Source organism: Pseudomonas salomonii (genome assembly GCF_900107155.1).
Taxonomy (GTDB): domain Bacteria; phylum Pseudomonadota; class Gammaproteobacteria; order Pseudomonadales; family Pseudomonadaceae; genus Aquipseudomonas; species Aquipseudomonas salomonii.
Genome location: NZ_FNOX01000009.1, coordinates 166622 through 179388 on the forward strand (window position 1 = coordinate 166622; position 12767 = coordinate 179388).

At 59.2% G+C, this 12767-nt stretch carries 15 protein-coding genes and 1 pseudogene; 6 read left to right on the plus strand and 10 right to left on the minus strand.

What is annotated here, in order from left to right; translation table 11 throughout:
- Positions 1–74 precede the first annotated feature (74 nt).
- Together BLV67_RS20930 and BLV67_RS20935 are read left to right on the plus strand one after the other, a co-directional pair.
- Positions 75–1523 carry an amidase gene (locus BLV67_RS20930; protein ID WP_069785838.1) on the plus strand — a complete coding sequence of 483 codons (1449 nt, stop codon included), beginning with the start codon at positions 75–77 and terminating at the stop codon, positions 1521–1523.
- Between the two features lie 103 nt (positions 1524–1626).
- Positions 1627–2637, plus strand: coding sequence for an NAD-dependent epimerase/dehydratase family protein (locus BLV67_RS20935; protein ID WP_069785837.1), 1011 nt, complete (start codon positions 1627–1629; stop codon positions 2635–2637).
- On the opposite strand, the gene BLV67_RS20940 is transcribed toward BLV67_RS20935, so the two are convergent.
- The 6 genes from BLV67_RS20940 to BLV67_RS20965 form a co-directional block, all read right to left on the minus strand.
- Entirely contained in the window at positions 2525–2959 is a 435-nt protein-coding gene (locus BLV67_RS20940) for a MerR family transcriptional regulator (protein WP_069785836.1), read from the minus strand. The genes BLV67_RS20935 and BLV67_RS20940 overlap by 113 nt on opposite strands.
- 57 nt (positions 2960–3016) lie before the next feature.
- Positions 3017–3514, minus strand: coding sequence for a GNAT family N-acetyltransferase (locus tag BLV67_RS20945; RefSeq protein WP_069785835.1), 498 nt, complete (start codon positions 3512–3514; stop codon positions 3017–3019).
- A gap of 165 nt (positions 3515–3679) precedes the next feature.
- On the minus strand, positions 3680–4678 hold the full coding sequence (locus BLV67_RS20950) for an NADP-dependent oxidoreductase (protein ID WP_065931534.1): 999 nt from the start codon (positions 4676–4678) through the stop codon (positions 3680–3682).
- A 46-nt stretch (positions 4679–4724) separates the two neighbouring features.
- The gene (locus tag BLV67_RS20955) at positions 4725–5594 is read right to left on the minus strand and encodes an alpha/beta fold hydrolase (RefSeq protein ID WP_069785834.1); all 870 of its coding nucleotides are present in this window, start codon (positions 5592–5594) and stop codon (positions 4725–4727) included.
- A gap of 82 nt (positions 5595–5676) precedes the next feature.
- The gene (locus tag BLV67_RS20960) at positions 5677–6465 is read right to left on the minus strand and encodes an SDR family NAD(P)-dependent oxidoreductase (protein ID WP_069785833.1); all 789 of its coding nucleotides are present in this window, start codon (positions 6463–6465) and stop codon (positions 5677–5679) included.
- A 39-nt stretch (positions 6466–6504) separates the two neighbouring features.
- Complete coding sequence (locus BLV67_RS20965; RefSeq protein ID WP_069785832.1) at positions 6505–7605, minus strand: alkene reductase; 1101 nt, start codon at positions 7603–7605, stop codon at positions 6505–6507.
- 149 nt (positions 7606–7754) lie between these two features.
- On the opposite strand from BLV67_RS20965, the gene BLV67_RS20970 reads away from it, so the two are divergent.
- On the plus strand, positions 7755–8342 hold the full coding sequence (locus BLV67_RS20970; protein WP_069785831.1) for a TetR/AcrR family transcriptional regulator: 588 nt from the start codon (positions 7755–7757) through the stop codon (positions 8340–8342).
- A 278-nt stretch (positions 8343–8620) separates the two neighbouring features.
- Positions 8621–9835, plus strand: a complete 1215-nt coding sequence (locus tag BLV67_RS20980) for an aldose 1-epimerase family protein (RefSeq protein WP_069785829.1) — start codon at positions 8621–8623, stop codon at positions 9833–9835.
- A gap of 15 nt (positions 9836–9850) precedes the next feature.
- On the opposite strand, the pseudogene BLV67_RS33390 reads toward BLV67_RS20980, so the two are convergent.
- A pseudogene (locus tag BLV67_RS33390) lies at positions 9851–9955 on the minus strand (magnesium chelatase subunit ChlI family protein); the annotation flags it as partial.
- 112 nt (positions 9956–10067) lie between these two features.
- Here BLV67_RS33390 and BLV67_RS20990 point away from each other — a divergent pair.
- Complete coding sequence (locus tag BLV67_RS20990; protein ID WP_065929600.1) at positions 10068–10478, plus strand: ester cyclase; 411 nt, start codon at positions 10068–10070, stop codon at positions 10476–10478.
- On the opposite strand, the gene BLV67_RS20995 is transcribed toward BLV67_RS20990, so the two are convergent.
- Positions 10470–10847, minus strand: a complete 378-nt coding sequence (locus BLV67_RS20995) for a MarR family winged helix-turn-helix transcriptional regulator (RefSeq protein WP_244160753.1) — start codon at positions 10845–10847, stop codon at positions 10470–10472. The genes BLV67_RS20990 and BLV67_RS20995 overlap by 9 nt on opposite strands.
- Positions 10848–11130: 283 nt before the next feature.
- On the opposite strand from BLV67_RS20995, the gene BLV67_RS21000 reads away from it, so the two are divergent.
- On the plus strand, positions 11131–11697 hold the full coding sequence (locus tag BLV67_RS21000) for a DUF6630 family protein (protein WP_056859525.1): 567 nt from the start codon (positions 11131–11133) through the stop codon (positions 11695–11697).
- Between the two features lie 194 nt (positions 11698–11891).
- On the opposite strand, the gene BLV67_RS21005 is transcribed toward BLV67_RS21000, so the two are convergent.
- Together BLV67_RS21005 and BLV67_RS21010 are read right to left on the minus strand one after the other, a co-directional pair.
- A complete protein-coding gene (locus BLV67_RS21005) occupies positions 11892–12293 on the minus strand; it encodes a hypothetical protein (RefSeq protein WP_069785827.1) in 402 nt (133 codons plus the stop codon).
- Between the two features lie 79 nt (positions 12294–12372).
- Entirely contained in the window at positions 12373–12750 is a 378-nt protein-coding gene (locus tag BLV67_RS21010) for a DUF6678 family protein (RefSeq protein ID WP_065929597.1), read from the minus strand.
- Positions 12751–12767: the final 17 nt, after the last annotated feature.

The following is a 12767-nucleotide window of genomic DNA, read 5'->3' on the forward strand; positions in this document are numbered from 1 at the left end:
CGTGAGTATCGCATGATACTAATCGGTATCGTGCGATACCGAAGAGTATCCATCATACCCGTTTGGAGCCACCCATGTACCTGTCCGAATACGCTGCCCATGACGCCACCGGCCTGGCGCGCCTGATTCACGCCAAAGCCGTCAGCGCCGATGAAGTGCGCCGCGCCGCACTGCACGCCATGGCCACCCTCAACCCGCAGATTAATGCCCTGGTGGACACCTGGGACGATGAACCACCCGCAGCACCCGGCGCCTTTCATGGCGTGCCGATGTTGCTCAAGGACGTGGGCATCAGCGCCGCCGGGCGCCGCAACGAACTGGGCAGCGCCCTGGCCCTGGGCTGCACCGCCGAGGCAGACTCCGAACTGATGACACGCTTTCGCCGCGCCGGCCTGTTGCCGCTGGGCCGCACCACCACACCGGAATTCGCCACCAGCACCACCACCGAAAGCCGCCTGTGCGGCCCCACGCGCAACCCCTGGCACCTGCAACGCAGCGCCGGCGGCTCCAGCGGTGGTTCCGCCGCCGCCGTGGCGGCCGGGATGGTGCCGGTGGCCCACGCCACTGACGGCGGCGGCTCGATCCGCGTACCGGCGTCACTCTGCGGCCTGTTCGGCCTCAAACCCAGCCGCGGCCGCGTGCCCATGGGGCCGGACGTTGATGAAGTGTGGAGCGGCCTGGCCGTACACGGCGTGCTGACCCGCTCGGTGCGCGACAGTGCGGCCCTGCTGGACGCCATCCACGGCGCCGCACCAGGCGATCCGTTCCAGATTGCGCCACCGCAGCACAGCTTTGCGGCGCTGTGCCAACGTGAACCCAAAGCCCTGCGCATCGCCCTGCAAACCCGCGCGCTCAATGGCCAGGCGCTGCACCCGGCGGTGCAACAGACCCTGCAGAACACGGCGCGGCAGTTGCAAGGGCTCGGCCATCACGTCGAAGAAATCCAGCCGGATATCGGCTTGAGCTGGGACGCCTTCGTCGAACTCAACGCGCGCTTCTGGTCCACCAACACCGCCGCCTGGATCGACGCCATCGCCGCCGCCACCGGGCGCGAGGCCAGCGCCCAGTACCTGGAACCTGCGACCTTGAGCCTGTATGCATTGGGCAAATCGCTGCACGCCACCGACCTGCTCGGCGCCCTGTGGGAGCGCAACCTCGTCGCCCGCCGCATGGGGCAATTGTTCCAACGCTACGACGTGCTGCTGTCACCCACACTGCCTGGGCTGGCGCCCGAAATCGGCGACTACAACCAAGGCCAGGAACAGCTCGACGGCCGAGGCTGGATGCAACGGGTGTTTGCCCATTCGCCCTTTACCGCGCTGGCCAACGTGACCGGCAGCCCGGCGATGTCCGTGCCCTTGGGCATGCAGGATGGGATGCCAATCGGCATGCAGTTTATGGGTGCGTTTGGTTGTGAAGGGTTGTTGTTGGCGTTGGCGGCGCAATTGGAGCAGGCGTCGCCTTGGGCAGCTCGACGGCCGAAGGTGTGGGCCGGGCACGAAAAACCAGCCATAGCCGGATAAGACCTCCCGCTCTGCTGAGCCTTGACTCTGCCCCAAGGGGCAGACGCCAAGCTGTTTTCGCGCCACACCCCTCAGGTTTCCAAGCGAAAAAGGACGTTAATGCATGCTGTGTCTGGTAACCGGTGCCAATGGGCATCTTGGCAATACCCTGGTCAGAACGCTGCTCGAACAAGGCCATCGCGTGCGTGCAGGCGTGCGCGATATTCACAACCGCGCGCCGTTTGCGGGGCTGGACTGCGAGTTGGTGTATGCCGAATTGCTCGATGAGCCCGCCATGCTCAACGCGCTGGACGGTGTGGAGGTGTTGTTTCAAGTCGCCGCCGTGTTCAAACACTGGGCCAAAAACCCTGAGCAGGAAATCGTCCAACCCAATGTACAAGGCACGCGCGCCGTATTGCAGGCCGCCAGCCGTGCCGGGGTCAAGCGCGTGGTGTATGTGAGCTCAGTGGCCGCCGTCGGCCACGACGGCAGCGCGCTGGATGAGTCCACGTGGAGCGCGGAGCTGGCAAACCCTTACTACCGCTCAAAACTGCTGTCCGAACGTATGGCTTGGCAAACCGCCAACGCGCTGGGGCTTTGGATGGTCTCGGTACTGCCCTCGGCAATGGTCGGCCCGAACGCCGCACGCCTGACCGACACCATGGGATTCGTGCAATCAGTCAAAGACCGCAAGCTGGCACTGGACCCCGGTTTTCATTTCAACTTCGTGGACGTGCGCGACGTGGCCACAGGGCTGCTGCTCGCCGCGCAAAAAGGTCGCCCAGGCCAGCGCTACATCCTGGCCAACGCGCATCCATCCTCCCTGGCCGACCTGCACGCTATTCTGGGTTACCGCCAACCCCCACGCGCGCCCCGATGGCTATTGATGGGCGTTGCCTGGATGCAAGAGCGCTGGGCGCAACTCAGCGGCAAACCGGCCCAGTTGCTGGTCAGCCAAGTGCGCCTGTTCCACAACGTGCGTCAGCACTACAGCATCGCCAAGGCCAAGGCAGAACTGGGCTTCAGCCCGAGGCCACCGCAACAGGCGTTGCGTGAAGCGTTTGCCTATCTGGACAGGCGCCAGGTTCAGCCGTATGAACCTGTTCACCGAACATCTCGTTCATCTGCGCCTTAAGCCCCGCCAAGTGCGCGTCCAAGGCCTGCAACGCGCAGATGCTGGCCTGCACCTCCAATCGCTTGGCATCCACGGCCTCGTTGGCCAACCCCAACGGAAAGGCCTTCAGCGCCTGCTTGGCCGCCAGCAACGGCGCCATTTGCGCCAGCTTGAAACCCGCCACCTGCGCCTTGCGGATCAAGTGCACCATCTGCACATGGTGCGCGTTATACACCCGATACCGCCCGCTGCGCTGGGGCGGGTTGATCAGGCCCATCTGCTCATACAACCGGATGGCTTTTGGCGTACAGCCCGTCAGATGGGCGAGGCGACCGATAAACATGCAGGTGATCCTTTTCCTGGGGTGTTGAATGGCGTCAATGCCGAGGCAGTTGCAGCGTCAGGCTGGCAACGTCATCACCATCTCATGCCACGCCATCCCGCCATGCTCCGACGGCGACGGCTGCACATAGCCGTAACCCATGCGCGTGTACAAAGGCACATGCTGCTCCTTGCACATCAAATGAATTGTCTGCTTGCCCATGGCTCGCATGCGCTGCACAAACTCAGTCATCAACAGCCGGGAATACCCCTTGCCTTGCTGCGCCGGATCAACCACCACCGACATAATCACCACATTCGGCGCCTCGGCCGCATGCCCCACCAACTCCTTGAACGCCTCATCCGACATCACCACCTGATAGGCGCAGCCACAATTGATAAACCCCACCACCGCGCCATCCGCTTCCAAAATCAAAAAGCCCTCGGGGTACTGCGCAATACGCGTGGCGATCTTCTCCAGCGTCGCCGCTTCGTCGCCTTCGTAGGCGCTGGTTTCGATTTCAAAGCAACGCGCGGCGTCGGCGGGCAGGGCGTTGCGGAAGGTGAGGGCGGGCATCGGCGTTTCCTGAGGCATTGAGCGAAAGGCCACATCATAGCGGTGCACTCAACCCCTCGCCATCTCACGCTAACCCGCTGACAAGCACACCTCAAACGGTGGGAGCGCTCGAGCCCCAGCGAGGCAGCGAAGGCGGCGGCACAGTCGGCATTGATAGGCGGGTAGTCATTTGATCGTAACGACGACCTTGCCTTTGGCTCGTCCCTGTTCGACGTATTCAAGAGCCTCTGCCGTTGATTCAAAGGAAAACGTTCGATCAATCACCGGATTGATGATGCCCGCCTCAACCAGTGCGCTGATTTGTTGCAATTGGGCCCCGTTGGCGCGCATGAACACGAACGTGTACTTGATGTCCTGCTTGCGTGCCCTGCGCCGAATGCCGAGGCTCAGCAGACGCATAACCTGCTGCAATGGCCAGGATAACCCTTGCTCCTGTGCGAACAGCGCAGTGGGCGGCCCTGAGATGGAAATCAGTTGGCCGCCGGGTTTGAGGACCTTCAGTGACTTGTCCAACACATCGGTGCCGAGGCTGTTCAATACCACGTCGTAGCCGTGTAAGACATTTTCGAAGTTCTGCTTTTTGTAGTCGATGACCACGTCAGCCCCCAGCGCCTTGACCCATTCGACATTCGCGGTGCTGGTGGTTGTGGCGACAAAGGCACCCAGGTGTTTGGCAAGCTGGATGGCAATGGTGCCGACGCCGCCGGAGCCTGCGTGAATCAACACCTTTTGGCCTTTTTGTAGCCGGGCGGTGTCGACCAGCACTTGCCAGGCAGTCAGTGCCACCAAGGGCAGGGAAGCGGCTTGCGCCATGCTGGTATTGGCTGGTTTCAGGGCGATCGCGTTCTCGTCCACGGCAATCCTTTCGGCGAACGTGCCGATCCGTGTTTGCGGCGGGCGAGCGTACACTTCGTCACCTGGTTTGAAGCGTGTCACATGCGAGCCGACCGTCACCACTACCCCCGCCAGGTCGTTGCCCAGAATCAGCGGAAACGAGTAGGCCAGGATCAGCTTGAACTCGCCTGTGCTGATCTTCGAGTCCAGCACGTTGACACTGCTGGCATGGACCTCGATCAAGACGTCGTGGGCACCCACTTCAGGGGCTGACGCTTCGCCGAGGCGTCCGGGTTGCTTGCCGTAGCGATCAATAAGGAATGCTTTCATCGAGGTGCGGCTCTTGTCGGTTGCAGGGAGGGTAGCCGGTGCGTGGTCAGACATCGAGGAACGCCTGCGCCTTGGCCACAAAATCAACGTGGTGCTGGAAAATCCCGCCGTGACCGGCGTCCTGATAAATCACCAGCTCTGCGTTGGGGATACGCTTAGCCAGTTCAAACGAATTGATGCTGGGCACCATGATATCGGTGTCGCCGTTGACGACCAGCACGGGTGCCTGCAAGCGTTCGAGGTCTTGCGGCGGCTGCTTGCCCCACGCAGTGATCGCTTTCAACTGGCGCAGGAAAGCACGGGGCGTCGGGCCTTGGTCACGATTGTTCTTGCGGGCTTGCAGGCGCTGCAAATACTGCGCGGCAGATCGACGGCCGTTGGCCGTAGAAGTGAAGAACAGGTAGAACTTCGGATCGCGCAGGGTCAGCAGGCCTTTGAGAATCAATGGCCACGACACCGCGCCAACTTTGCCGATACCGCTGCCGCCGGCCGGCCCGGTGCCGGTCAGAATCAACCGCCGAACCCGATCAGGCGCCTTCAGAGCGATGTCCTGAGCGACGAAGCCGCCGAGGGAGAATCCAAGCACATCAACGGTTTCCAGCCCCAGCGCACGGATCAACTGAATGGCATCGTCGGCCATCTCGCCAACGGTCAGTGGCGCGGTTCCACCCGAGCCGCCGATGCCACGATAGTCAGTGGTAATGACGCGTCGGGTTTGCGCCAGGCCATCGATGATTGCGGGATCGAAGTTATCGAGCACCGCGCCCCAATGGTTGAACATTACAAGGGGCACACCGGTAGTGGGGCCGATATCGCGGTAGGCGAATGGAATACCGTTGACCGTGATCGATTGGTTCGCAGCGTTGATGAACGACGTTGGCGAACCCGAAGGGGGATTTGTCTGGGCTGAATTCATTACCACTCCCGATTTCTGGACGGATTCGATGCAGCGCCTTGCGCTTGCATCGAATCCGCCCCAAATGCTCACTGCCTGAAGATCACTCTGGAGTCTGGTAACGCTGAGCAACCGCGGACTGACGGATTTGCCCGATCAGGCCCAGTCGTGCGCCCTGCAGGGCATCCCAACGCTCCGCTTCGTGCAGCGGCGGAATGGTCACGGGTTCGCGACGATCGAAGCCGACGAGAGCGGCATCCACCAGATCGCCCACTTCCATGATTTCACTCAGGGTGTTGATGTCGACGCCGGAGCGATCCCATATTTCCGTACGCGTGGCGGCCGGCAGCACGGCCTGCACGTAGACGCCTTGAGGCGACAGTTCCAGGCTCAAACCCTGGGACAGGAAAAGCACAAAGGCCTTGGTTGCACCGTAGACCGTCATGCCGAATTCCGGTGCAAGGCCTACAACCGAACCGATGTTGATGATCGAACCTTCACCGGCCTTGGCCAGGCGTGGAGCGATGGCACTGGCGAGCCGAACCAGCGCCGTGGTGTTGAGGGCGACCAGTTGCGCCACTTTATCGGTGCTTTGCTCGACGAAATGACCGGACAGTGCAGCGCCGGCGTTATTGACGAGGATCCCGATGTGGGCGTCGTCGCGCAGACGGTTTTCAACCTTGCTCAGGTCGCCGGGTTGAGTCAGGTCCGCCGGGATCACCTCGACGGTGACGTTGTGTTCGCTGCGCAAGCGCCCGGCCAGTGCATCCAGGCGCGCCTGATCGCGGGCAACTAACACCAGATCGTGGCCGCGTTGTGCAAAGCGTTCGGCGTAGACGGCGCCAATCCCGGTGGAGGCGCCAGTGATCAAAACGGTGGGGCGAGTGCTCATGGGGTATCTCTCTTTCAGGATATGGGAAACAGAACGAGCTCAGCGTGCGCTGACGCTCGATTCAGCCAGTGTCGGGTAATCGATGTAGCCTGCCGCGCCGCCGCCATAGAGGGTGGCGGGATTGAACGCGGACAACGGCGCGCCACGTTTCAGGCGTTCCACCAGGTCCGGGTTGCCAATGAAGGGGCGACCGAAGGCGATCAGGTCTGCCTGGTCTTCAGCGAGCCGCGAGGTGGCCAGATCGAGGTCATAGCCGTTGTTGGCGATGTAGGTGTTTTTGAAGCGCTGGCGCAGGGCGGCGAAATCGAAGGGCGCCACGTCACGCGGGCCGCCGGTCGCGCCTTCGACCACGTGCAGGTAAACCACGCCGAGGGCGTCGAGTTGTTCTACGACGTAGTCGAATTGCGCCTGCGGATCGCTGCTGGATACGCCATTGGCCGGTGACACGGGTGACAGGCGTACACCGGTGCGGTCGGCACCGATCTCACTAACCACAGCCTCCGTCACTTCGAGCAACAGACGAGCACGATTTTCAATCGAGCCGCCGTAAGCATCGGTGCGCAGATTGGCGTTGTCCTTGAGGAATTGATCGAGCAGGTAGCCGTTGGCACCGTGAATTTCCACGCCATCGAAGCCAGCGGCGATCGCATTGGCCGCCGCCTGACGGAAGTCGTTGACGACTCCCGGCAGTTCGCTGATGTCCAGTGCGCGAGGCTCGGAGACGTCTTCGAAGCGGTTGTTGACGAACACTTTGGTGGCGGCGCGCAGCGCAGAAGGGGCCACGGGGGCAGCGCCGTTTTCCTGCAGGTCGACGTGCGAGACGCGGCCGACATGCCACAGTTGCAGGAAGATTTTTCCTCCCTTGGCATGCACGGCATCAGTCACGACGCGCCAGCCGTCGATCTGTGCCGGCGTGTAGATTCCCGGGGTGTCTTGATAACCCTGCCCCTGCCGGGAAATCTGCGTGGCTTCGCTGATCAGCAAGCCGGCGCTGGCGCGCTGGCTGTAATAGGTCGCCGCGAATTCGCTAGGGACCAAGCCTTGACCGGCGCGGTTGCGTGTCAGCGGCGCGAGAACGACGCGGTTTGATAGCGTGAGGCTGCCGAGTAGGTAAGGCGTGAACAGAGTCTGCTTGGTCATCTGATGAATCTTCCGTGCCCGTTGATGAAGATCAGTGGTGCTTGCAATTAGGATGATGATCGAAATCTAAACTGTCAACAATTTTGATTATGGGTGACATCTATGTATCATCCGACTGAGGATTTCCCGGGAAACACGAGGTATTGCAAATGAGAGTAACCAAGGCCCAGGCGCAGGCAAATCGAGAGCACATCGTTGAAACCGCCTCAGAGCTGTTCCGTGAGCGGGGCTTTGACGGCGTCGGCGTTGCTGATCTCATGGCGGCCGCTGGTTTCACTCATGGTGGTTTCTACAAACATTTCGGGTCGAAGGCAGACCTGATGGCCGAAGCCTCGGCGTGCAGTCTGGCCAAATCGCTGACAGCCGCCCAAGCTCTGGATGTTCCGGGCTTCATCAATGTCTACGTGAATAGAGAACATCGCGACGCACGCCGCAGTGGTTGCACGATGGCCGCGCTGTGTGGCGACGCGGCGCGTCAGGCGGACGATGTGAAAGCGACGTTCGCCGAAGGCATAGAGCACACCTTGCAGACGCTGGAAGAGAAATACCCGACAGCAACGGATCCCGAGTCGGGTGAGGGCAGAAAGAAAATAATCGACCTGCTTTCACGTGCCGTCGGCGCGATTATCTTGTCGCGCGCCTGCCCGGATGACTCCGCACTTGCTGATGAAATACTTGAAGTGTGCCGGGCAGAAATGGTTGCTTCATTGCCGGTCGATGCGGTGGAGCCGGTGTAGTGACGGCGCTCATTCAAAGAGTCGCTTCAGTGGAAGTGCGATGATTCTGCTCGGAGCAGAAAGTTAATTTGAGTCCAAAACGATGGGCCCCGAATGACGGGCTTTTGGCCGATTGCTGACTGTAACCAAGGGCAGCAAGCGGCTATCAGCGACATTATCGTTTTTGCCTTACGCTCACTGCACGTTGCCTACCTCGTCGGCGCTGAGTCCTTTTTTAGCTTGATGAAACGTTTCATCAAGTTTATAAAAATGGCACAACTCCAAGAAAGGCTGTCGCCATGACCCCGCTTAAACTCTTCGTTGCCCTCAGCGCACTGTCCGCTGCCTCCCACGCCATGGCCTGGGATTACGTTCTGCTCGACACCGACAAAGCCGCCCAGAGCTGGCAGATCACCAGCCAGCAACTCGGGATAAAAACCGACAAGCCCTTCAGCGTTAGCCTGCGCACCTTGCACGGCGGTCGCCAGGAGGGCGTCAGCATCGTCGATATCGATAACGGCACCATGAAACTCTCGGTAGTGCCGACTCGCGGCATGAACGTCTTGCAGGCCTCGGTCGGCGATGTGCGCATGGGCTGGGATTCTCCGGTCAAGGAAGTGGTCAATCCGTCCTTCATCGAACTCAATGGCCGCGGTGGTCTGGGCTGGTTGGAAGGTTTCAATGAACTGGTCGCCCGCTGCGGCTACGAATGGGTCGGCCACCCCGGCGTCGACAACGGCGAACTGCTGACCCTGCACGGTCGGGCCGCCAACATTCCTGCGAACAAAGTCACCCTGCATATCGATGAAACACCACCGTACGCCATCACCCTGCGCGGCGAATTGAAAGAGCAGGCGTTCAAGAAGGTCGACTTCTCGGTCGCGACCGAACTGGTCACCGAACCCGGCAGCGTCGTGTTCGCCCTCAACGACACCCTGACCAACAACGGCGACTACCCGAAGGAATACCAGGCGCTGTATCACAGCAACTTCAGCACCCCGTTCCTGGAGCAGGGCGCTCGTTTCGCCGCGCCGGTGAAACAGGTGTCGCCGTTCAACGACAAGGCCAAGGGCGATCTGCCCGACTGGCAAACCTACCGCGCACCGACCAAGGACTACGACGAAACGGTGTACAACGTGGTGCCGTATGCCGATGCCAAGGGCGATACGTTGACCGTGTTGCATAACAAGGCCGGCAGCCTGGGCGTTTCGGTCGGCTTCAATACCCAGACACTGCCGGTGTTTTCCCTGTGGAAAAACACCGATACCCAAGGCCAGGGCTATGTCACGGGGCTGGAGCCAGGGACAAGTTTTTCCTACAACCGCCGTTACCAGCGGCCACTGAACCTGGTACCGACAATTGGGCCCAAGGAACACAAGCAGTTCCGCATCAGCTACAGCTTGTTAGCGGATAAGGCCGTGGTGGATAAGGCCTTGAAGCAGGTGAGCGAGATTCAGGATGGGCGGGAGACTGAAGTGCGGCAGACGCCGTTGGTTGATCTGACCAAGGAGTGACACCGGCTGGGGCATTGTCGGCCGATATTGCGGCCCTTCGGCCAAGTGTTCGCGTCTGATTCCGTCGGCTTGTTCAAGGTCCGCCAGCGAGCGCGTGACCTTGAGCCTGCGACTGGCAGCAATAGATCAATGCCCTGCGGATGTCATCGGACAGCGCTCACTGATGCTCTGGATATGTACAGTCTAACTGTATATATTCGGGATTCTACGCATTCAAGCATCAGGTGGCGTTATGTCAGCAGTGAACAAAGCTATCGTCCGTCGTTTCAATCAGAAGGTTATTGAGAACTGCGACCGCCACGAATTTGAAGTGCTCGTGGCGCAAGATTTCATAAACCATTCAGCGGCGGCGGGGCAAGACGGCGGTCGGGAAGGTCTATGGCATACCTTTCACAATGTTCTGCACCCGGGCTTGTCCGACCTTGAGGTCGAGGTGCTGGATCAGGTTGCTGAAGACGACAAGGTGACGACCCGAAAGCGCATTACCGGCCGCCACTGCGGGGTGATTGCCGGTATACAGGCAACGGGACGTGCAGTGTCCATTGATATCATCGACATCGTTCGCATCCGCAACGGTCAATATGTCGAGCACTGGGGCGTCAATTCGTTGCCGAGTGTGCTGGCGGCTTTGCGCTCAGGTTGATTGACCGTTTGGGGCGGCGGCAATCAATTGCTCCAGGATTCTGACCGCAGCTTCGAGTGTTTGCAGCTGTGACGCGGTGGTTTTTTCCTTAAGCTGGCGTGCCAGCCAGTCACTGCGCTGAAGACGACTGTGTTCAAGCGCAGCCCGACCAGCGTGCGTCAGCTCAAAGAGCTGCTTTCGTGCATCGCTTGGATCAGGACTTCGTGTAACCCGCTGCTGCTGCTCCAACTGGGCGATAACCAGCCGCATGCTTTGATGCTTGACGTGGCGATGTGCAGCAAGCGCGCTTATGCTCGCGGGGCCATGACGGTCAAGCAAACCTAGCGTTTCAGATTGTGCCGAGGACGGTGTGTCCGACCCACTGCGCACTTCCCGGACAAGATTGCCGACTACTCTTCGCAGATCTTCGGCTAACTGTTCAACTGCCTCTTCAAAAGAAGCAGAGTGATGATTGGGAGATTCTGAAGGGGAGGGCAATGGGCTTTCTCAGATGTGGTTGAGCAAATAAGCATACATGAGTTCGAATGACCGCTTCTGGCCCAGTGCCACACGTAGACTGAGTAGATATCAACCCTGACCCTATTCGCCGTCATCGAGCCGCTGGGGTAAGCTTCGCGCCAGAAGCTTCACCCACCAAGGAGAATAAACGGCAATGGGCTTGTTCAGTCGATTGTTCGGCGATCGCTTCACACAACCCCCACCAGATGAACCACGGTTGAGTGATGCCGCGATTATGCGTGAGCTTTATCCATTCGGTGCGCAGCTGAGAACGTTCACCCAGGCTCTGTTGGCGCGGCAGCCTGAAAAGGAACGTGCTCGTCTCGTGAGAAGGGTGTCGCGCTATTACAACCTAGGTGAAGACCCGGTCACCGCGTTGGTCAGTGGTCTTTTGGACGCTGAGAAAGGCCAGTTACTCAATAATATGGTTCTCATGGCCGTGGACGTGGACGGCTTCGATGATTTCAAGTACCTGGCACCGAAACTGGTTGAAGCCAGCGGTATTGACCAGATTTATGCCTACACGCTGGAAGAGACGCCAGCACTGATGCAAGTACTGATCGATTTCGATCAATGGCTGACCGGGTTCGGGAAGCGCTTTCTGCATGTGGATACAGGCGGCGCCGATTATGTGGGTTGCATCATTGAGCAAGATTGCGTCGAAAACCTGATCGAGCTGGCTAAGCAGGCTGGCATCGACGCAGGGCTCGATCCCTATTGAGACAAGTTGGCTGATCGCTATCGGCTACAAGCGGGCATTCGTGTTTTCACGCATGGCCCGACAACGGTTACTTTGCCCATTGCTATTCAATGGTACATACCGGCCGCATCGCCACGGTCGACCAAGTAGGCTGCGGTATTACCTCCCCTTTCGTAGCTGTTTCGTAACCGTCCGGGCAGTACATCCGTCGTTCGTTATTTGAGCTTCCTGATCAAGGTAGCCACCATCAATTCCAGGGTCCGAGTGTAAGCATCAACCCTTTCGTTCAAGGCCGTGATGACAGGGCTCACGTTCCGTATGTAACCGGCTAAAAAGAGCGCATCGATTGACTCAAGCGCATGAATGACCACCGATTCCTCTTTCGCTTCAAGCAGCCTTAACAGTATCTGCAACGCGTGTACATCATTGCAATCGGTGAGCGATTCGGCACATCGGCCCAGCCACACATCAGGCTTCACGCCAATGGCGGATTCAAGTTCGTACCAGTCAGACGCGGTGAATTCAGAGACCTGAGCACCGGCAACATCAATGCCTTCATCCGACCAGTAGTCTTCAGAGTCGCATGAATGCAGAAACAACTCATACTCTTTGAACATCGCTCACCTATCAGAATTTTGAATGCGTCCGGCAAAGTCATCTAGCATAAGTTTACTGCCTGGGCGAAACCTCAGGAACTCAATCCCAAAGATGCTGCATGCCAGGTCTGGTATAACCCCAAACGCGTGGCACCCCATCCTCTAGAGAGAAGGGAAGGTTGTGCTTTCTTAGCGTGGAAAGTAGCCAATCGAGTGAAACCGCTCTGAGTTCGATCCACTCAATTTCTGCTACCGGATGGATGTGGTAATGCCATTCTCGATCCCAATCTGTGCAGTAATCGCTTGGAGCTAAGACACTGTGCAATCTGAACTCTGGCTTCATTTGCGGGGTGTTAATCATTGCTTTGATCAGCTCAGCCCATTTGGTGTAGTTCATGACGGGATAAATCATGCCCGCAGTCAGCAGCCTGCGAATTTTCGCTTTTGTAACCTCGTCGAGTTCAGGCAGTTGATGCATAAGATTCGCGTAATTGT

Excerpts from the sequence above, each read along its gene's own strand:
- BLV67_RS20930 (WP_069785838.1), top strand. The coding sequence starts at position 75 with ATGTACCTGTCCGAATACGCTGCCCATGACGCCACCGGCCTGGCGCGC.
- BLV67_RS20935 (WP_069785837.1), top strand. The coding sequence starts at position 1,627 with ATGCTGTGTCTGGTAACCGGTGCCAATGGGCATCTTGGCAATACCCTG.
- BLV67_RS20940 (WP_069785836.1), bottom strand. The coding sequence starts at position 2,959 with ATGTTTATCGGTCGCCTCGCCCATCTGACGGGCTGTACGCCAAAAGCC.
- BLV67_RS20945 (WP_069785835.1), bottom strand. The coding sequence starts at position 3,514 with ATGCCCGCCCTCACCTTCCGCAACGCCCTGCCCGCCGACGCCGCGCGT.
- BLV67_RS20950 (WP_065931534.1), bottom strand. The coding sequence starts at position 4,678 with ATGAAAGCATTCCTTATTGATCGCTACGGCAAGCAACCCGGACGCCTC.
- BLV67_RS20955 (WP_069785834.1), bottom strand. The coding sequence starts at position 5,594 with ATGAATTCAGCCCAGACAAATCCCCCTTCGGGTTCGCCAACGTCGTTC.
- BLV67_RS20960 (WP_069785833.1), bottom strand. The coding sequence starts at position 6,465 with ATGAGCACTCGCCCCACCGTTTTGATCACTGGCGCCTCCACCGGGATT.
- BLV67_RS20965 (WP_069785832.1), bottom strand. The coding sequence starts at position 7,605 with ATGACCAAGCAGACTCTGTTCACGCCTTACCTACTCGGCAGCCTCACG.
- BLV67_RS20970 (WP_069785831.1), top strand. The coding sequence starts at position 7,755 with ATGAGAGTAACCAAGGCCCAGGCGCAGGCAAATCGAGAGCACATCGTT.
- BLV67_RS20980 (WP_069785829.1), top strand. The coding sequence starts at position 8,621 with ATGACCCCGCTTAAACTCTTCGTTGCCCTCAGCGCACTGTCCGCTGCC.
- BLV67_RS20990 (WP_065929600.1), top strand. The coding sequence starts at position 10,068 with ATGTCAGCAGTGAACAAAGCTATCGTCCGTCGTTTCAATCAGAAGGTT.
- BLV67_RS21000 (WP_056859525.1), top strand. The coding sequence starts at position 11,131 with ATGGGCTTGTTCAGTCGATTGTTCGGCGATCGCTTCACACAACCCCCA.
- BLV67_RS21005 (WP_069785827.1), bottom strand. The coding sequence starts at position 12,293 with ATGTTCAAAGAGTATGAGTTGTTTCTGCATTCATGCGACTCTGAAGAC.
- BLV67_RS21010 (WP_065929597.1), bottom strand. The coding sequence starts at position 12,750 with ATGCATCAACTGCCTGAACTCGACGAGGTTACAAAAGCGAAAATTCGC.